Annotated in this window: 22 protein-coding genes; all 22 read left to right on the forward strand. The window is 67.8% G+C overall.

Going from position 1 to position 17,736, the window contains the following annotated elements; translation table 11 throughout:
* The first annotated feature begins 6 nt into the window (after positions 1–6).
* The 22 genes from KCTC_RS08860 (at position 7) to KCTC_RS08955 (ending at position 17,736) form a co-directional block, all read left to right on the forward strand.
* Positions 7–927, forward strand: a complete 921-nt coding sequence (locus KCTC_RS08860; RefSeq protein ID WP_125568697.1) for a phage major capsid protein — start codon at positions 7–9, stop codon at positions 925–927.
* A 3-nt stretch (positions 928–930) separates the two neighbouring features.
* Positions 931–1,251 carry a hypothetical protein gene (locus tag KCTC_RS08865; RefSeq protein WP_125568699.1) on the forward strand — a complete coding sequence of 107 codons (321 nt, stop codon included), beginning with the start codon at positions 931–933 and terminating at the stop codon, positions 1,249–1,251.
* The gene (locus KCTC_RS08870) at positions 1,251–1,514 is read left to right on the forward strand and encodes a hypothetical protein (RefSeq protein WP_125568701.1); all 264 of its coding nucleotides are present in this window, start codon (positions 1,251–1,253) and stop codon (positions 1,512–1,514) included. The genes KCTC_RS08865 and KCTC_RS08870 overlap by 1 nt, the downstream gene beginning before the upstream one ends.
* Positions 1,514–1,981, forward strand: a complete 468-nt coding sequence (locus tag KCTC_RS08875) for a hypothetical protein (protein WP_125568703.1) — start codon at positions 1,514–1,516, stop codon at positions 1,979–1,981. Before KCTC_RS08870 ends, KCTC_RS08875 begins: the two co-directional genes overlap by 1 nt.
* Before the next feature lie 9 nt (positions 1,982–1,990).
* Positions 1,991–2,410, forward strand: coding sequence for a phage virion morphogenesis protein (locus tag KCTC_RS08880; protein ID WP_125568705.1), 420 nt, complete (start codon positions 1,991–1,993; stop codon positions 2,408–2,410).
* Complete coding sequence (locus KCTC_RS08885; protein WP_125568707.1) at positions 2,410–2,970, forward strand: hypothetical protein; 561 nt, start codon at positions 2,410–2,412, stop codon at positions 2,968–2,970. The genes KCTC_RS08880 and KCTC_RS08885 overlap by 1 nt, the downstream gene beginning before the upstream one ends.
* 42 nt (positions 2,971–3,012) lie before the next feature.
* Positions 3,013–4,125, forward strand: coding sequence for a hypothetical protein (locus tag KCTC_RS08890; RefSeq protein ID WP_125568709.1), 1,113 nt, complete (start codon positions 3,013–3,015; stop codon positions 4,123–4,125).
* Between the two features lie 3 nt (positions 4,126–4,128).
* On the forward strand, positions 4,129–4,530 hold the full coding sequence (locus KCTC_RS08895) for a hypothetical protein (protein WP_125568711.1): 402 nt from the start codon (positions 4,129–4,131) through the stop codon (positions 4,528–4,530).
* Positions 4,530–5,036, forward strand: coding sequence for a hypothetical protein (locus KCTC_RS08900; protein WP_125568713.1), 507 nt, complete (start codon positions 4,530–4,532; stop codon positions 5,034–5,036). Before KCTC_RS08895 ends, KCTC_RS08900 begins: the two co-directional genes overlap by 1 nt.
* A 56-nt stretch (positions 5,037–5,092) precedes the next feature.
* The gene (locus KCTC_RS14710; protein ID WP_164512546.1) at positions 5,093–5,260 is read left to right on the forward strand and encodes a hypothetical protein; all 168 of its coding nucleotides are present in this window, start codon (positions 5,093–5,095) and stop codon (positions 5,258–5,260) included.
* Between the two features lie 6 nt (positions 5,261–5,266).
* Positions 5,267–7,156 carry a phage tail tape measure protein gene (locus KCTC_RS08905; protein WP_125568715.1) on the forward strand — a complete coding sequence of 630 codons (1,890 nt, stop codon included), beginning with the start codon at positions 5,267–5,269 and terminating at the stop codon, positions 7,154–7,156.
* Complete coding sequence (locus tag KCTC_RS14715) at positions 7,153–7,713, forward strand: hypothetical protein (RefSeq protein ID WP_164512547.1); 561 nt, start codon at positions 7,153–7,155, stop codon at positions 7,711–7,713. The genes KCTC_RS08905 and KCTC_RS14715 overlap by 4 nt, the downstream gene beginning before the upstream one ends.
* A 7-nt stretch (positions 7,714–7,720) precedes the next feature.
* Positions 7,721–9,031, forward strand: coding sequence for a C40 family peptidase (locus KCTC_RS08910; RefSeq protein ID WP_164512548.1), 1,311 nt, complete (start codon positions 7,721–7,723; stop codon positions 9,029–9,031).
* A complete protein-coding gene (locus KCTC_RS08915; RefSeq protein WP_125568719.1) occupies positions 9,022–9,315 on the forward strand; it encodes a hypothetical protein in 294 nt (97 codons plus the stop codon). Before KCTC_RS08910 ends, KCTC_RS08915 begins: the two co-directional genes overlap by 10 nt.
* 11 nt (positions 9,316–9,326) lie before the next feature.
* The gene (locus KCTC_RS08920; protein ID WP_125568722.1) at positions 9,327–9,803 is read left to right on the forward strand and encodes a GPW/gp25 family protein; all 477 of its coding nucleotides are present in this window, start codon (positions 9,327–9,329) and stop codon (positions 9,801–9,803) included.
* 13 nt (positions 9,804–9,816) lie between these two features.
* Positions 9,817–11,145 carry a hypothetical protein gene (locus KCTC_RS08925; protein WP_125568724.1) on the forward strand — a complete coding sequence of 443 codons (1,329 nt, stop codon included), beginning with the start codon at positions 9,817–9,819 and terminating at the stop codon, positions 11,143–11,145.
* A gap of 4 nt (positions 11,146–11,149) precedes the next feature.
* The gene (locus KCTC_RS08930; protein WP_125568726.1) at positions 11,150–13,996 is read left to right on the forward strand and encodes a hypothetical protein; all 2,847 of its coding nucleotides are present in this window, start codon (positions 11,150–11,152) and stop codon (positions 13,994–13,996) included.
* A gap of 18 nt (positions 13,997–14,014) precedes the next feature.
* Positions 14,015–15,160, forward strand: a complete 1,146-nt coding sequence (locus tag KCTC_RS08935; protein ID WP_125568728.1) for a baseplate J/gp47 family protein — start codon at positions 14,015–14,017, stop codon at positions 15,158–15,160.
* The gene (locus tag KCTC_RS08940) at positions 15,157–15,771 is read left to right on the forward strand and encodes a hypothetical protein (protein ID WP_125568730.1); all 615 of its coding nucleotides are present in this window, start codon (positions 15,157–15,159) and stop codon (positions 15,769–15,771) included. Before KCTC_RS08935 ends, KCTC_RS08940 begins: the two co-directional genes overlap by 4 nt.
* Positions 15,768–16,643, forward strand: coding sequence for a hypothetical protein (locus KCTC_RS08945; RefSeq protein ID WP_125568732.1), 876 nt, complete (start codon positions 15,768–15,770; stop codon positions 16,641–16,643). Before KCTC_RS08940 ends, KCTC_RS08945 begins: the two co-directional genes overlap by 4 nt.
* A gap of 6 nt (positions 16,644–16,649) precedes the next feature.
* A complete protein-coding gene (locus KCTC_RS08950; protein WP_125568734.1) occupies positions 16,650–16,919 on the forward strand; it encodes a hypothetical protein in 270 nt (89 codons plus the stop codon).
* A 106-nt stretch (positions 16,920–17,025) separates the two neighbouring features.
* A complete protein-coding gene (locus tag KCTC_RS08955) occupies positions 17,026–17,736 on the forward strand; it encodes a C1 family peptidase (protein ID WP_125568736.1) in 711 nt (236 codons plus the stop codon).

The following is a 17,736-nucleotide window of genomic DNA, read 5'->3' on the forward strand; positions in this document are numbered from 1 at the left end:
TTAGCCATGGCAAACCAGGACTACTCGACCAACCCGTCCCTCAACAACGGTCAGATCACCGTTGACTACCTGATGAACAACCCGGTCATCCTCTACCGCCTGCTGCGCACCCTCGTGCAGCAGCGACTGGTCGGCGGGCGGCTGCTCACGGGTCGCGTCAACCTGACCGGCACCGGTTCGGTCGTCTACGAGACGAACGAGTCGATCTTCACGAACGACGTTCCGGAGATCATCGACCAGCTTGGTGAGTACCCGCTCACCGACACGACCGGCGCGGTCACCAACATCGCCACGAGCCTGAAGCGCGGCCAGGCGACGCTCGTCTCCGACGAGCTCGTCGCACGCAACCGCATGGACGTGCTCCAGCGCAAGCTGATCAAGCTCGCGAACTTCCTGGTGTTCAACTTCGACTCTGTCACCCTCTCGGCGATCGCCACCGCGGTCACCCAGACGCAGGGTGCGAGCGTCGCGTGGAACGCCGCGGGTGCCGACCAGTTCCTCGACCTCCTGCTTTCGGGCGCCAAGGTCGACGCGTTGAACCAGGGGTACGCCGTCGACAGTGTCGCGGCCGAGCCGATCTCGTGGGCGCGACTGGTCGCATCGCTGGCGAAGACCTTCGCGGGCGCGCTGGACTTCGAGGGCATCCTTCGGACGGGCACGGTCGTCGAGATCGCGGGCCTGACCCTGATGAAGACCACGAACCTGCCGTCCGGCGTCAAGGTCATGGTCGCCGACTCCACCCAGCTCGGCTCCATCGGCTGGGAGGACCTCGGTGGCGGCTACCAGGGCGACCCGTCCGACCCGACCGCGGCCGAGTTCAAGCGGATCCGCAAGGACGAGAACGACGGCTGGAAGATCCAGGGTCGCAAGACCGGCGTCCCGCTCGTCCAGGAGCCGAACGCGGCCGTCATCGTGACGGGGGTCTGAGCCATGGCGAAGATCCTCATCGGCAAGTCCCCGCTAACCATCGTCAAGAACCTCGACGGGACGCACCGGTACGTCTACCAGGGCAGCGGCGTTGACGCCGCAGCACTGGACCAGGCGGACGCCGAGCGCCTCATCGAGGGCGGCCACCTGGCCGTGGCCGACGCAGTTCCGTCGGACGGCGACATCGACCTGGCAAAGGCGAACAAGGCCGCGCTCCTGGCGCACGCCGAGACGCTGGGGCTCAGCCTCAACGAGTCGGCGACCAAGGCCCAGATCGTCGAAGCCATCGAGGCCCATGTGGCTGAGCAGGACGACGAGGCCTGATGTCCACCGCGACGGTCCCGACCCACATCCGCACGACGGACGGGGTCGTCAAGGTCGACGCTGGGCAGCGCATCCCTGAGGGTGCGCTGCCCAGCGAGGTCGTCCGCCTCGCGGCCGCCGGCATCATCCAGCCGGATGCCGTCAACTTCAAGGCGATGAACCTCGCCGACTTGAAGGCCTGGGCGGCCGACCATGGCGTCGACCTGGGCGAGGCGACCAAGAAGGCCGACATCATCGCTGCGCTCGAGGCCGCAGGCGTCTGATGGCCCTCGTAGACGACATCACCCAGACGAAGGTCGCCGGCCTGCTCGAGGAACGCGAGCCCGCGATCCTCACCAGCACCGACTCCGACGAGATCGCTCGCTTCCAGGCGCGCGTGCTGGGTGCCTCTGTCTACGTCCGTGTCCTCACTGGCGGCGACCCGCCGGCTGGTCCCATCCGGGACCTGGCTGTCGAGGCGATCGCCGTGCAGACGGCGTCGGAGATCGAATACGCCGAGTACCCCGAACAGCAGGCTCCCGGCGACCCCGGCCGCGGATACCACCTGCACCAGCGGTACCTCGAGCTGCTTGGTCAGCTCACGAACCTCATCAAGAACCTCGGCGGGATTCCCACCGACGGCGGTGCCAACGGCGTGAACATCACACCGAGGCCGCGAGGGAACTTCCCGCCGGCGGAGTGCTACCCCGACCGGGTCATCGACTACACGCGTCGCCGCGGCCCGAACTGACAGGTCGCGATGTCCCTCGACATCGTCGTTGACGACACCCGGGTACTGCATCGCCTGCAGACCGTCCAGGAACGCCTCGAGGACGACAAGCGCCTCCTCGGCCACCTGTCCGAACTTCTGACTGGCTACATCAAGGAGACCTACGACACCGCGGACGACGGCAAGTGGGCGCCCGACGACGTCGTCACCACGTCAGAGAAGGGCAGTAGCCGCATCCTCATCGACACCGGACTCCTGCTCCGCAGCCTCACCGACCCGCACATCGACGGGGAAGCCGTGAAGGCCACCAGCGGGCCCGCCAAGTACGCCGGGTACCTCAAGGCCGGCGCCCGTGGAACCGCGAAGCGCGACCCCCTCCCCGCGCCGTCGGAGCGGCTGGTCATCGACTGGGCGTCGTCCCTCCTGAAGCACATCGTCGAGGAGCTCTGATGGTCACACCGATCCGCTCCGTCGACGAGCTCTGCACTGCAGCCGAGACGATCCTCAAGACCTACCTGGTCAACACGATGACCGGCTTCGGGTACACCACCGGTGCTGGCTACAAGCCGATCAAGACATGGCAGCAAGTCCCGACCGTCACAGCGCTGTCGACCGCCGACCTCCCGGGCATCGCGATCGTCGCCTCCGACACCGTGGGCGACCCCATCTACCAGGCGGTCACCGACACCTGGCTCACGACCTGGCGGATCTCCACCGGCCTGTACGTCCGGGGCGGCACTCACGACGAAACCCAGGCCCGCGTGCGGAACTACATCGCCGCGATCCGAGCCACCTACCTGACCCACAAGAGCCTCGGCGGGTACTGCAGGCCTATCCAGTGGAAGGGCGAGGGCTACAACCTTCTCCCGGCCCGCAACGAGGCCCGCACGATCGCCGCCGGCGCCTGCACGTTCGACGCCACCGTCGAAGTCACCACCAAGCCGCTGCAGCTCGACCTGCCGACTGTGGCCACCACACAGACCACCGTCACCGCCCACCCGGGCTCCTGACGGCCAAGTGCAACACCCCAACTCACCCCTCAAGGAGGAACCGTGACGCGACCCCAGGTCCTCGTCAACGTCGCCGCCGCTCTTCAAGAGCGCGGCGCACCCACCGACACCGGTGTCGCCTTCATGGTGTACGCCGGCGCCACCGGCTCGACCACCCCGGTCGACTGCTACAGCAAGACCGACGCCCTCGCATCGTTGGCGCCGGACGCGATCGCGACCTACGTCGGGGATGCCCTCACGCAGGGTGCCCCGAAGGTGACGCTCCTGCGCGCGGCCGCGGTCGACGCGTCCGCCGTCACGCAGGCTGAATGGGCGACGGCCCTGGCGATGCTCACCATCGACCTCGGCCCCGGTCAGGTCCTCATCCCGGGCATCACCACCACGGCAGCCCACGACGCTCTGTTGGCTCACGGGGCGGCGACCGGGCGCTGTGTGCTCCTCGACGCCGCAGAGGACGCTGCCGCCGCCGACATCGCCACCCTCGCGGTGTCGTTGGCCGCGGCCGCCGGATCCACCAACGCCGGCCTCATCGCCGGATGGTCGGTCTTCCCGACGACCAGCGGCGCTACCCGTGTCGTCCCCGGATCCGTCATCGCTGCTGGCCTGTGCGGCCGCGGTGACGCTGCCGCCGGGCACGCCAACAACGCACCCGCCGCCGACCAGGGCCGCGGAGCTGGCTACGTCCACGGTGCGTCGACCCTGTCGGTGCTCTACAGCGACAGCGATCACGACACCCTCAACGACGCCGGCGTCTGCGTCTTCAGGGTGTACCTCGGCCAGCCCCAGCTCTACGGATGGGTCAGCCTCTCCACCGACCCGAACTACCGGCAGCTCAACTGGGGCCGCATGGCGATGCAGCTCCGAGCCGGTATTGCCGCCGCCGCATCCACGTTCCTCTTCCGGCAGATCGACGCCCAGGGCTTCCTGTACAGCGAACTCGCCGGGATGCTGCGCGGCTACCTCGCCCCGCTGTGGGCCGCCGGCGCCCTCTTCGGCACCAGTGCCGCCGATGCCTTCGGCGTCGACGTCGCCGGCGTCAACACGCCCAGCACGGTCGCCGCCGGCGAGCTGCACGCCGCCGTCGACGCCTCCCTGTCCCCGCACACCGAGAAGGTCGTCATCGACGTGGTGACCAACATCGCCCAAGGAGCCTGAGCCATGGCAAGCAAGAACCAGTTCCGCACCACGGTCGTCGTCGACGGGAAGTCGATCGGCGCGTTCAACGACCGCACCGGCGGCGACACCGACTCCGACCTCAACAAGCGGATCACCGTCGACGGAGTCCGCATCTACAACGGGCGCCCGACCGTCAACGACGTCACCGTCACCCGCGACTACGACCGCGAGCGCGACGTCGAACTGCTTCGCACCCTCGAGCAGCGGGCAGGCAAGGCCCCCATGTCGGTCACCGAGCAGCCGCTCGATGACGACGGGAACCCGTGGGGCAAGCCGAAGGTGTGGACGGGCAAGCTCAAGTCCGTCAACACCGGCGAGGCCAATGCTGCCGGCGCGGACCCGCGGGACTACACCCTCGTCATGATGTGCGACGCGGTCCACTGATGGGCACCGAGAAGGATCAGGTTGCCGGCGCACCCGGAAGCCTCCTCAGCTCGATCCGCGATCGGCGAGCCAAGGCCAAGGAAGAACTCTTCATCGACTACCCCGTCCCGGGATACGAACCGAAGATTTTCGTCCGGTACGCCCCGCTCGACCAGCCCACCATCGCTACCGGCTACAAGGTCATCGAGAACAAGAAGAAGGACCAGGACGCCGTCATGCGCGTCCACGCCACCTTCCTCGTCAACGCCTGCATCGGGATCTACGAGCTCGACGACGACGGCGACCCGATCTCGATCGACCCGGAGGACCGCAGCCCGGACCCGGCCGACTGGGTCAAGTTCGACCACCGGCTCGCAGAGATCCTGGGCGACGACGTAACGCGGGCGGCCGACATCGTGAGGGCGCTCTACATCAAGGACGGCGACGTCCTCGCCACGTCCAACAAGCTGTCGGAGTTCTCCGGCTACACCGGCGAGCAGCTCGACGAGGACTACGAGGGAAACTGAGTAGCGACGGCGGCATCGAGACAGCCGCCGTCGCGCTCACCCACGGGTTCGACCCCATGGCCTTCCTAGGCCTCGGGCCTGACGACCTACGCATCGCCGCCGCGACGCTGCGGCGCGCCCAAGAGATGCGCATCGAACGCGAAGACCGCCTGGTTAAGAACCTCGCCATCGAGACCGCCAACAACCTCGGCAAGGTCCTCGCACCGCTGTTCAAAGGGGGGTGATCCGGCATGGGCAACGCCAACGACGCCGAGATCTCCATCCGGATCTCCATCAAGGACCGCCGCGCCGCAGCCAAGGACCTCGGCGACACGAGCAAGGACGTCGAGAACGTCGGCGCCAAGGCCGAGAAGTCGGCCAAGGGCCTCGCCCGCTTCGGCGGCGGACTCAAGAAGGCTGCCGAGGGCGGCCACTCTTGGATCAAGTCCGCGGCCGGAGTACTCGGCGCGTTCGCTGGATTCGAGGCGATCGAGAAGGGCACCGAGTTCCTCAAGGAGTCGGCCCGATCGGCGATCGAGGACGAGGCGGCTCAGCGGAAGCTCACGATCGCGTTGCGCAACAGCGTCGGCGCGAACGAGGAGCAGGCCAAGGCGGTTGGTGAGTCGCTCGGCAAGATGTCCGAGCAGTACGGCGTGTCCAAGGACGAGCTCATGCCGGCCTACGAGCGACTCATCGAGTCCACCCACAACACGGCCCGGGCCCACGCCGAGCTGAAGCTCGCCATGGACGTCTCAGCTGGCACCGGGAAGTCGCTCAGCGTCGTCTCCGCGGCCCTGATGAAGGCCAACAACGGCACCACCGCGTCGCTGGCCAAGCTTGGGCTCAAGACGAAGGACGCCCAAGGGCACACCCTGAAGTTGACCGACGCCCTGAAGCTGATGGCTCAGACGTTCAAGGGTCAGGCCGAGGCGAAGGCCAACAGCCTCGACGGCAAGATGCAGCGGCTGCACATGACGATCCACGAGCTCCAGGTGCGCATCGGGACGTGGCTCCTCCCGATCCTCACCAAGGTCGCGGACTTCATCATCGGCAAGGGCATTCCGATGCTCGAGCACTTCGCCGACCAGTGGCAGAAGAACGAGGGCGTCCTCGGGAAGGTCCACCAGGCTCTCAACTTCGTTGGCGGTCTCGTCAAGGACGTCGGCGGCTGGATGAAGAAGCACAGCGAGGACGTGAAGACCTTCGCGACGGTGATGGGGATCCTCGTCGGCGTCACCTGGGGGCTGTCGTTCGCTCTCGACGCCATCGAGGCGATCCTTGCCATCAACCCCTTCGTGCTCCTGGGCATCGCGATCGCCCTGGTAATCACCTGGTTCGTGCATCTCTACAAGCACTCGACCGGGTTCCGGAACTTCATCAACGGCATCGGCAACGTGCTCAAGATCGTCTGGAACTGGATCAAGCACAACTGGCCCTATCTCCTCGGCGCCCTCATCGGCCCGATCGGGATCGCCGGCGTGTGGATCGCCAAGCACTGGACCCAGATCACCAACGGCATCAAGCACGGTTGGAACAACGTGATGGGGTTCCTGAAGAAGATCCCCGGCGAAGTCGGCGGCCTCTTCGCGGACGCCGGGAAGTGGCTCCTCCACTCCGGCGAGGACCTGATGAACGGCCTCTGGAAGGGCATCAAGAAGGGCGCGTCCACTGTCGGCGGGTTCGTGACCGACCTCGGCAAGCTCATCGTCAACGCCGTCATCGGGTTCATCAACTCCACTGTGATCGACCCGTTCGACTCCGCCCTCCACGGCATCGGCGCCTTCGGCGTCCACCCGTTCGGCAACAAGACGATCCCTGACATCCCCGCCCTCGCCGAGGGCGGCATCATCAAGGCCCGCCCCGGCGGCACCATCGTGACGATGGCCGAAGTCGGCCACGACGAAGCAGCCGTCCCGCTCAACGGGCAGCGGTACTACATCGATGGCAGCGGCGTCACGAAGCTCCCGGCGGTCAAGCCCCTGCAGGCGAAGCCCGCCAAGCTCGACGAGCGCCATCTGGCTCTCGCCGGCGCACCCGGCAATAGAGATCGCCGCGACCTGCACGTCCACCTCGAGGTCGACGGGCACGAGCTCACCGAGGCTGTGCTCGAGGACATCGACAAGCGAGTGGGTCGCAAGTGAAGCCCGGTGACATCAAGGTCAGCCAGATCTCCCCGCCGGGCCCCTACGTCCTCCTCGAGCCAACTGACTTCCCGGGCCTTTCCGGTGGCGTCGGCGGCTGGACCAGCGTCGCCAGGCCTCGCCAGGTCGCGGCGACCAGCTGGGCTGGGGGCACAGAGAAGACGCTGCGACTCCCGGTCATCCTCGACGGGGTCGAGGCCGGCGGTACGGGCATCGACAGGTCCGTGGAGCACCGGTGCGCGGTCCTGATGTCGTGGGGCAATGCCATGACCAACGCACCCGAGCCGCCCTGGCTCACGATCCAAGGGGTCCCCGGTGTCTCCCCGCACGAGCGGTGGGTACTTCAGGACATCGCATGGGCAGACGCGTTGATCAACGGCCACGGGCAGCGGATCCAGCAGGCGATGGAGCTCGCGTTCACGTCCTATGTCCCGCCGAAGAAGACGAAGAGTCCGGCCCAAGGTTCTCGCCGGCGCACCAGCAAGGGCAAGAAGTCGTCAGGCACTCCGCAGCCCACGGCGGCTGACTGGGCGTCGTTCATCTCCGCAGAGGGCTGAGGTCCCCGTGACAATCGACACCACGGCACTCGTCGCCGGGCTGCAGCTCGTCGGATGCCCGAACGCCGACGCGATCCTCGAGGCCGTGACGCAGCCGCCGAAGCTCGACCTGAGTATCGAGTCGGCCTCAACCCTGAAGCTGTACCTCGACGACAAAGACCGCGCGCTCATCACCAGCACAGCGGCGATCGACCGCCGCTGCTGGGCCGTACTCGGCGGACTGCACTACGAACTCGTCGGGGTCAAGAAGGTCGGCAGCGGCATCTCGGTCACCTTCGAGGACGCGATCCCCGCGGCGCTTCGACGTCGCACGAGCCCCCTCGCCGTCCCGCCCGGCACGGTATCCCGCCACGGCTGGTTCACCCGCCTCGCCCACGAAGCACGCGTACCGCACGCCGTCGACAACATCACCGAGCTCGGGAAGGTAGACACCGTCCTTGAACGCTCCAGCAGCGGTGTCATCACCAACAGCTGGGACGTCCTGGGAGACAGTGCCCAAGCCGCCATCACACCCTGGCGAAGGTTCTCCGACGGCACCCAACTGGTCGCAGGATCCGACGAGTGGCTCACGACCCTCTACAAGACGCCCATCGCCGTCAACGAGAACAGTGACGGAGTCCAGCACATCGACTTCGACCTTGACGCCGCCACGCCAGCGTCCAAGGCCACGATTCACGTCGACACCGAGACGGTCACCTACGCCGCCGGCCAGCCGATAATCCTCGAGGACTGCGGCCCCGCAGACGGGCTCTGGATCGTCTCGAGCTTCAAGGCAGCAGTGACGACCAACCGCGGGCACGCGACGCTCACCCGCGGTCCCCACGTCCTCGACGAACCCACCCTGCGGCCCGGCACGATCCCGAACAGTCGCGACAGCGACTCAGGGGACACCGACTACCTCCCCGGCCAGACGGCCACCGACCTCGGCGGCGTCGTCGACGGCGCAGCGCGCGCCCGCCTGGTCGCGTTCGCACTGCGACAGGTCGGCAAGCCGTACCAGTGGGGCGCGACCGGACCGGGAGGCTTCGACTGCTCCGGCCTCATCGCAGCGGCGGCCGCGGCCGCCGGGAAGCCGGTCGAGCGGCCTGCCGCAGCTCAATGGATCGCCTGCGAGGCAGCTGGCGCAACCATCCCCGTTGCCCAGGCACTTCAGATCCGCGGCGCTCTCCTGTTCCGGATCGTCGCCGGCGGACCGAACCACGTAGCCATCAGCCTCGGCAACGACCTCACAGTCGACGCCCGCGGCCCCGGCTACGGCGTCGACGTCTTCACCAACGCGGCGCTGCAGGGATGGACAGGGGCGGCGCTATGGGTGTGAACGACCCGATCCAGAAACTCTGGCGCGGCTACCAGGCGATCGAACGCCCACCGGTCACCGCCAAGGTCGTCAAGATCAACAGCCGCGGCATCTATGCCACACCGCTGCGTGGAGACACCCGAACCCCCATCGGGCCATGCCGCGGATCCAGTGACACCGCCGTCGGCGACATCTGCCTGGTCATCTTCACCCTCGAGCGTCCCTGGGCAATCACCGACGGCGCGCCCGGACCTGGATCGATCGGCATCCGAATCGACACCGACGGGGTTCCCTACTTCACCTGATGGAGGCGACCGTGCCCGCACATCTCGCGTTCCCGCTGACCGTTGGCGCCAAGGGGCTCAGGACGGTTGTCCAGGACAGCGCTGCAGACATCGTGCAGTCGGTCGCGTTGCTCCTCGACACACGCCCGACCGATCGACGCAGCGTGCCCGACTACGGGCTGCCGGATCCGACGTTCAGCGGGCTTGGAGTGTCCACACTGGCTGCGCTGATCGACGAGTGGGAACCCCGCGCCGAGCCAGCAATCCTCGAACAGGTCCTCGCCGGCGTACTCGAGGTGATCAACGTCGCCCCCCTCGGCGCTGCCGCGTCGGCGACCTTCGCTCCGCCAGCCCGCGCCGGGATCGCCTTCGACGCCGACACCATCCCGTTCATCGGCCCGAAGGGGTCGCTCGGCGTCGGAACCGATCTCGACGGCGTCCCCTACATCACGTCCAGCGACACCACGGTCTTCGGGACCGAGGCCGACGGCGTTCCGTACTACAGCTGAGAGGGCACTCGACATGACGCAACCCCCCAACAGGCGCCTCATCACCGAGGCGACCGTCGAAGGCAAAGTGGCGACGAAGGTTGGTACCGGAGGCGCCCTGGACGCTGCTCTCGGCGAGGCATTCGTTCCAGTGGGTTCGGCCGCCCCGCTCGCACGAGCAGGCCAGACGCCCGCCCAGGAGCCCGTCGCAGCGTCCGGAACCGTCGGCCATGTTGGCGTACTCGGAATCGCGGCTCGAGCCGACCACATCCACCCGGCGCCACCTGGGATGGGCTTCGGGACCTTCCTTGGTACCCCTGCTGGTTCGTACCCGTCGATCGTGCTGGACGGCACTGATCAGACCCAGGACTGGTACTCGCGTCTGAGCCTGGTGGATCTGGCGCTGAGTCACTGGCTCGGACGTGCGGGCAGCGTCTACTACCCCCAGTTCCTCGGCGGGGGCCAGTTTGGCGGGGCAGCCCCGTTCCACTGCGGCGACCTCACCATCGACGCCGGCGTGACCTTGGAGGGCTACTACTGGGGCGGTGGGATCTCCCGAGCTGGGATGCCCGTCGTGATCGTGTCCAACGGCACCGTCACGATCAACGGCACGATCGACACTCGCGGCGAGTCCCCGGCCGCCGGGGCAGCGCCGGCGCAGGCTGGTGGAGCAGGAACCCCGACCCCGAACGACCTCTGGTACGGCGGATATGCGGGTGCGGTCGGTGGCACCGGTGCCGGTGCTGCAGCACCAGCAGGCGCCGACCCAACATGGTGGGGGCTCGGCGGCTGCGGAGGTGCCGGCGGGGCCTCCGGTGGCAACGCCGGCGGTGCAGGCGGTGGTCAGTACCACGTCGCGAACTCCGCGTGGAACCCGGAGGCCGGACCGGTTGGCCTGATGTTCCTGATGAATCCGTCTGTGGAGTACCCGCAGGAGAACACCTCCCCGCGTGGCGCAACCGGTGGGCTCGGCGGCGCGGCCGGCGCGGGTGACGGGGCAAACAAGGGCGGATCCGGAGGCGGTGGCGGCGGCAACATCGTGATCATCGCCAAGCGGATCGTCATCGGTGCGACCGGGATCCTCAACGCGTCCGGCGGCAATGGTGCACCAGGTGCTGGCGGCAACGCTGCAGGTGGCGGCGGCGGCGGTACCGGGATCATCAACCTGCACGCCACCGAGATCGACATCGACCCTGCTGCCCAGCTGATCACACTCCCGGGCAACGGCGGCGCAGGGGTGGGCACAGGTGCGGCTGGATCCGCCGGCCCGACCTTCACTGGCTTGGTCCCGGTCGTCGGGGATCCGCCGCCGCCGTTCGGCCGCGGGTACGGGGCCGGCAAGATCATCATGGCGTGGGCATAGCCCGATGACTTGGGCCTTCCCGTATGGGGCAGCGGCCTCCGCCGCCAACCCGACGCTGAACGCGGCCACTGGGGTCTACTACGCCGACCAGAACCCGGTCATCCGGGTCACCCCTGCACGACAGACCGTGACCCGGATCGAGGTCCGCGACTGGTACGACAACGTCGTCACGTCGCTCCCCTTCGTGGCGGGTCGGGTCGTCAGTGGTGACGAGTACTCGGCCACCACGACGCCCGGAACGATGTACGCCATCCCGGCACCGTCCGGCGGGTGGAAGCCGGGCTGGTACCGGCTCTACCAGTACGACGACATCAACACCGCCGACGTCGGCGCCTATGGCACCTGGAACGGCGGGGTTGCGGTCGGAGCCACAAACATCGTCATCCTTCGCACACAGCTGGCGTCGTTCCCGCCATTCGACCCGACAGTTCACCCCGCCGACTGGACGGTCCCCACCACCGGGTCACAGGGCACGACCGACTTCCTCACCGCCCTCTTCCCCACCGGGGCGCCCGGGCTCGGTGGCGGGAGCATCAACCTGCGCCTCCGGGCCGCGATCGGCGCCTCCACTGCGAGGTTGACGATGGACAGCGCCCTGGACTTCAAGGGCGGCGCCTACCACGTCACCCAGAAGCAGATCACCGGCAACGTCGCTACGTTGACCCTCGGCGAGGCACACACGCTGCAGGTCGGCGCCGCGATGGGCGCCTACGGCATCGGTGCGCCGTTCACCGACGGCGCGTACACGATCACCGCGAAGACCTCCACCACGGTGTCATTCGCGCTCACCGCCGCCGACCTGGTCGCCACGGCCGGATCTGGGTACGTCTACAGCAGCCAGTCGGATGCTCTGGTCAACAACCGGATCCAGCAGGCCATCAGCAACGAGGTCTATACGGTCCCGAACACGTCGCCGCACTACGACCCCGCTCGGTCGGCGCTTCGGCAGACATGGGTGGAGTTCCCGAACCTCGCCGTGGACTTCCTCCAGGTCATCGTCGGGGGAGCCGGGTTCAACGTCCTGCCGGCCGACCCGTCGCGCGATCCAGCCACGTACAGGGTGGTCGTGACCGCTGGCACCGTGTCGGGGTTCAAGATCGTGGTCACGCAGGCCGATGGGGTGACGCCGATCGAGACCTACGACAACGTCGCGGACATCGCACATGCGCAGGCGGCAATCAACTGGGTGTCGGCCTACATCTGGCTCAACGGCCCCGAGCTGGTCAACACGCCGGCACCGGTCCAGGTGCCGAACGCGGCGTACCTCGGCGTCCGGGCGACCGTCGCGGCACTCACTTCCTTGGGCCTTGACCGGTTCGAGGGCCCGGTCAACGAGCCGTCGCCACAGCCGCAGTTCATCACCGACAACCTCAAGGTCTGGCAGCTGTTCCACAAGGCCGTGAAGGACGAGAACTCGTCCGCGAAGGTGCTCGGCCCCGGGTACGTGGAACTGTTCGGGGTCAATCCTCTCGACCCGACCGACACGCCCGCCAGCTGCTGGTTCGGGCAACTGCTCGCGGCAGGGTTCGCGGACTACGTGGACGAGTGGTCGACCCACATCTACAACGTGCAACCCGGCGGTGACTTCAACGTCGCGCGAGCCTTGATCCAGGGCTGGTTCGACGTCCTGGACCACTTCGGCGTCAACGACCGACCTGTCTGGGTCACCGAAGGGCTGAACCCCGAGCACATCATCCACAACGGGGGCGTGTGGTCCCCACGGTTCGGCCGCGAGATGACGCTGCAGACCCTGCTGTGGGAGCAGTTCGGTGTCCCCCGCGAGCGGGCGGTCCTCTGGTACGACATCAGCCACGGGTTCTGGGACTACCCGACGTGGATGCTCGACGCCGACCAGACGTGGGAACCGGGCATGGTGCTCATGCGGGTCCTGGCCGAAGAGACCTGGGGCAAGCTCCACCACACGGCGATGTCGTTCGGCCCGATCGGCGACCGCATCTTCCTTGGATCCGTCTACCGGAACCCCTCGGACCTGACGTCGGTCGCCGTGATGCAGGCGCAGAGTTCGCTGCAGGTCGACGGCGGCTCATCCGTCACCCTCGAGGTGTCTGACTCCACCGTCCTCGACTTGGAGGTCGTCAACGGCCTCGGCCACCAAAGCACTCTCGAGCGCGACGTCCACGGATACTTCCGCGTCCCCGTCGAGGACATCCCCACCTACGTCCACCTCCCTGCGCACGTGACCGCAACGGTGGTCACCTGCAACGACTGGCCCCACACAATGAGTGCGCTCATCAACAGCGCTAGCGCGGCCAGCGGCGTCGTCCCGACAGGTCGCACGGGAGGCGTGTTCGTCAAGGCCATCAACGACGACCAGTGGGAGCTCTACCCGGTGCAGTCGACCCAGCCCGGGTCGGTGTATTGGGCCGACACCGCGAACTCGGGGACCACGCTCCCGGACACCGTCACGCTGGACTGGCCGAGGCTCACGCGCGTCGACCGGGTGATCGTGTGGTCCGGCAACCTCTCTCTCAACCAGAACGCTCTGTCCGACTTCGACGTCCAGACGTCGATGGACGGCACCACCTGGACCACACGGGCCACTGTCGCCCGCGAAGCCACCTGCCGGCAGTGGTCGACCGACAGCAGTTCCCACGGCTGCAGGTACGAGACGTACTGGAGCCGCCAGTGGATCCACGACGTGAAGTTCCCCGACGGGCCGGTGTACGCCAAGTACGTCCGGCTCTACGTCCGGCACACATCCCACGGCGAACTCCCCGACGCCACCGGCTTGTCCTACGTCGCCGACCCGTTCAAACCGTCGGTCGTGCTCCAAGAGGTCGCTGTGCTATGCGACCGGAACGCGCAACCCACCTACGCAACGCTCACCTAGACCAGGGAGGCCCAGGCCATGTCGTTCCAACCGCCGCAGCTCGAGACCGACGAGGACGCCGTCACCGCCAGGATCCTCGACGGCCTCGCCACTCGGCTGCCCGGCTGGGTTGCCATCGAAGGGGCCCCGGAGGTCGCCCTCGCCGAGGAGCTCGGCCGCGAGATCGCCAACCTCAACCAGGCCACGGCCCTCGTCATCGACACTGCGGCCGCCGCCGGCCTCGGACAGACAGCGTTCCAGTTCCCTGCCTACACCGGAGCCACCGCCACGATCGCGGCCGAGGTCACAGTCGCCAGCATCGGCGTCATCATCCCCGCAGGGTTCACCGTCATCGGGACCAACCTCAATGGCGACGAGGTCGCGTTCGTTCTGCCGGCAGACGTCGCCGCCACCAGCGTGACCATGCCCGTGACGATGAACGCTCTCGTTCCCGGCGACGTCGGCAACGGCGTCCCGATCGGGTCGCTGGAGATCCTTAGCGCCAACACCAACATCGCCGCGGTCGACGCGACGGCAGCGTCCTCCAACGGGGCAGACGCCGAGGACGTCAACACCTACCTCGGCCGACTCGTCGACTACCTCTCCGCACTGCGACCCGGCGGCGTCAACGGAGCCGACCTGGCCGCACTCGCCCGAACCGTCCCGGGCGTCCACCGTGCACTCGGCGTAGACCTCTACGACCCGGCCGCCCCCACGACCCCGACCGAGCGCACCGTCACGGTCTTTCCGATCGACACCGCCGGCCGGCCAGTCAGCTCGCCGATCGCCACGCAGGTCCAAGCGGTCATCGAGGGCGCCCGCGAGGTCAACTTCATCGTCCACGTCGCCGACCCGGAGTACACCGCCGTGCACATCGCCTTCGCGATCGTTGCCGAGACGGGGGCGGACACCAGCCTCGTGCACACCGAAGTGATCGCCGCCCTCTCAAAGTGGCTCAGCCAGTGGGGCGTCACGAGCTCAGATGATCAGGCATGGGTCGCTACCAACACCGTCAGGTTCACTGACGCCATCCGGGTCGCGGGCGCCGTCGCCGGCGTCGCGTACATCTCGTCCCTCACCGTCAACGGCAGCACCGCCGACCTGGTGCTCGCCGGCGTCGCTGCACTTCCCGCGCCGCTCGACGACCCCACTGCACCGTCGACGGTGACAGGGACAGTGTCTTGACCAGCACGGCCGTCGCGGCCCGCGTCTACGCGGCCCTCGGCCAGGCGTTCGCGGCCCACGCTGGGCCGCTCTTGGACCCACTGGTCGACGTCCTCGCGGCACCTCTCGACGACAGCGACCAGCGCTTGCAGCTCACAGCCGCGGGATGGGCTCGTGCGTTCGACCTCAACCAGAGCCCGGACCCGGCTTGGATCGGGAGACTGCTCGGCACAGCCGTACCTGCAGGTCTCACCGCCGACCAAGACCGCGCCTTCATCATCGGCCGGGCCTACTGGAAGCGCGGAACGCCAGCGGCGATCGTCGCGGCCATCAAGCCCCTCCTCGGAGGACAGCAGACAGTCACCCTCGTCGAGCGTGACGGTTCGCCCTGGCGACTGACAGTCCGCGTCTACGCCAGCGAGGTCCTGCCCGGCGTCACCGTCGACGACATCGCCGCGGCCGCCGCAACTCAGAAGCCCGTCGGGATCATCCTCACGGCCCAGATCTCGGCCGCCGCAACGTTCGCCCACCTGAAGGCCGAGCACGGGCCGACCTTCACAGCCGAAGCCGCCGCCTTCCCGACATTCGAAGCCGAGATGACCCACATCCCCGAGGAGGGCACGATCGCATGAGCACGACGACCAGCAAGGGAATTGAGAAGCCCAGCCTCGACGGGAGCGACACCAACGACGCCCCGTACTACATCGGGAAGGTCGCCGACTGGCTCAACGCCAACCCAGGCGTCGCCAGCCACACGACCGCAGAACGCAACGCACTGGTCGGAATCGACATCTGGCAAGGCCGGATCATCGTCAACGCCGACACCGGACTGCTCGAGGTCAACGACGGAACCGCCGGCGCCGCCCACTGGCACCCCCTCGCCCTCACCTCCTACGTCGATGCGTCGATCAACACCGAGGCGACGCGTGCCACCGCGGCCGAAGGCTCCCTCGCTGGGGCAATCAACACCGAGGCGACGCGTGCCACCGCGGCCGAAGGCTCCCTCAGCACCCGGATCAACACCGAGGCGACGCGTGCCACCGCGGCCGAAGGTTCGCTTGGAGGGGCGATCGGCTCTGAGACGTCGCGTGCGACAGCCGCCGAAGGCACACTGGCGGCCGCGATCGCGAACGAGATCACTCGCGCCCAAGCCGTCGAAGGGGCACTGGGTGCCGGCGCTCGCTTCACAGGCAACGAGCCCGCCCCACTCGCCGGCGCCGCACCCGGCAACGGGACCGTCAAGATCACTCGGCAAGGCTCCGTCATCGTCTCCGTCGTCAACGGGTCTGGTGGATTCGCCTTCGGTTTCCACGATGCCTTCGCGAACGGGGTCGTGTCAGTGCTGATCTCGCCCGGCGACAACGCTTCGGGTCTGGCATCGGTCGTACCGCTGGCGTCGAACTACACCCTCCACGGGGGTAGCGGCGTCGCACACCAGGCATCCGGAGCGGCCGTCCCCAACGGGGCCAACATCCGCGTGAACTACATCGCTGTCGGCTGGTAACCGCCCGTGCTTCACCTGAGCTCCACCGTCGGAGCTGCCCTCATCGCCGCCGTCCCCGCGACCATCGCCGCCGGCGCAGCCTGGCGTGCCCAGCGCGCCGTCACCCGCAATGGCGGCAAGAGCAAGAAGCCGACCATCCAGGACAAGCTCTCCAACCTCACCGCAGGTCAGGCCGAGTTCGTCTCGCTCCTCTCTGACCACATCGCGTGGTGCGAGACCGAAAACCAGCGGCTCTGGAAAGCCGTCAGCCGTCGCCGGCGTGGGCCTTTCCAGTAGACCGCTCCACCGCCTAGCGCCCTGGTAAGCCGTCGGCCGATACAGCCTCGGACCTTTCCAGGCGCCGTCGCACCACCCCAGACAACTCAACAGAGAGCAGGCCCACATGACCGTCATCCGTCATCGCTACGAGCCCACCGACCCGCGGCTCGGCCGCCACGTCGAGCACGACGAACGCAGCCGCGACTACACCATCCCTGAGCCTGCCGGCGTCGCCCATCTCGTGTCGATCAAGCACCCCCGGTACGTGCCCGTGTTCGACCAGGGCAAGATCGGCTCCTGCACCGCGAACGCCGCGATCGGCTGCCTCGGCACCGGCCCCTTCTACGAGGCGATCGGCAAGAAGCTCCTCAGCGGGTCGTCGCTGGCCGACGAGTCCTTCGCGCTGGCCTGCTACAGCGACGAGCAGCAGCTCCTCGGCTACGGCCCGTTCCCGCCGAACGACCACGGCGGCAGCGGTCTGGCGATCGCCAAGGTCCTCAAACGCCGCGGCTTCATCCCGAGCTACCACCACGCGCTCTCTCTGCACGCCACCCTCGCCGCCCTGGCCAAGCAGCCGGTCATCATCGGCATCCCGTGGCTGTCCGGCATGTCCACCCCGGACCTCACTGGGAAGCTCACCGTCGCAGGCACCGTCCGGGGCGGTCACGAGATCGTTCTCGACGAACTCGACGTGGAGAACCAGCGCGTCTGGCTCACCAACTCCTGGAGCACCAGCTGGGGCGTCAACGGCCGCGCATGGCTCGCCTGGACCGACCTCGAGCAGCTGCTCGCCGACCGCGGCGACTGCACCGTGTTCACGGTTCCCGGGGCCTGA

The sequence above is a fragment of the Nocardioides baekrokdamisoli genome (assembly GCF_003945325.1).
Taxonomy (GTDB): domain Bacteria; phylum Actinomycetota; class Actinomycetes; order Propionibacteriales; family Nocardioidaceae; genus Nocardioides; species Nocardioides baekrokdamisoli.

Excerpts from the sequence above, each read along its gene's own strand:
- KCTC_RS08905 (WP_125568715.1), top strand. The coding sequence starts at position 5,267 with ATGGGCAACGCCAACGACGCCGAGATCTCCATCCGGATCTCCATCAAG.
- KCTC_RS08925 (WP_125568724.1), top strand. The coding sequence starts at position 9,817 with ATGACGCAACCCCCCAACAGGCGCCTCATCACCGAGGCGACCGTCGAA.
- KCTC_RS08885 (WP_125568707.1), top strand. The coding sequence starts at position 2,410 with ATGGTCACACCGATCCGCTCCGTCGACGAGCTCTGCACTGCAGCCGAG.
- KCTC_RS08955 (WP_125568736.1), top strand. The coding sequence starts at position 17,026 with ATGACCGTCATCCGTCATCGCTACGAGCCCACCGACCCGCGGCTCGGC.
- KCTC_RS08880 (WP_125568705.1), top strand. The coding sequence starts at position 1,991 with ATGTCCCTCGACATCGTCGTTGACGACACCCGGGTACTGCATCGCCTG.
- KCTC_RS08870 (WP_125568701.1), top strand. The coding sequence starts at position 1,251 with ATGTCCACCGCGACGGTCCCGACCCACATCCGCACGACGGACGGGGTC.
- KCTC_RS08900 (WP_125568713.1), top strand. The coding sequence starts at position 4,530 with ATGGGCACCGAGAAGGATCAGGTTGCCGGCGCACCCGGAAGCCTCCTC.
- KCTC_RS08860 (WP_125568697.1), top strand. The coding sequence starts at position 7 with ATGGCAAACCAGGACTACTCGACCAACCCGTCCCTCAACAACGGTCAG.
- KCTC_RS08915 (WP_125568719.1), top strand. The coding sequence starts at position 9,022 with ATGGGTGTGAACGACCCGATCCAGAAACTCTGGCGCGGCTACCAGGCG.
- KCTC_RS08930 (WP_125568726.1), top strand. The coding sequence starts at position 11,150 with ATGACTTGGGCCTTCCCGTATGGGGCAGCGGCCTCCGCCGCCAACCCG.
- KCTC_RS08865 (WP_125568699.1), top strand. The coding sequence starts at position 931 with ATGGCGAAGATCCTCATCGGCAAGTCCCCGCTAACCATCGTCAAGAAC.
- KCTC_RS08945 (WP_125568732.1), top strand. The coding sequence starts at position 15,768 with ATGAGCACGACGACCAGCAAGGGAATTGAGAAGCCCAGCCTCGACGGG.
- KCTC_RS14710 (WP_164512546.1), top strand. The coding sequence starts at position 5,093 with ATGGCCTTCCTAGGCCTCGGGCCTGACGACCTACGCATCGCCGCCGCG.
- KCTC_RS08935 (WP_125568728.1), top strand. The coding sequence starts at position 14,015 with ATGTCGTTCCAACCGCCGCAGCTCGAGACCGACGAGGACGCCGTCACC.
- KCTC_RS08875 (WP_125568703.1), top strand. The coding sequence starts at position 1,514 with ATGGCCCTCGTAGACGACATCACCCAGACGAAGGTCGCCGGCCTGCTC.
- KCTC_RS08895 (WP_125568711.1), top strand. The coding sequence starts at position 4,129 with ATGGCAAGCAAGAACCAGTTCCGCACCACGGTCGTCGTCGACGGGAAG.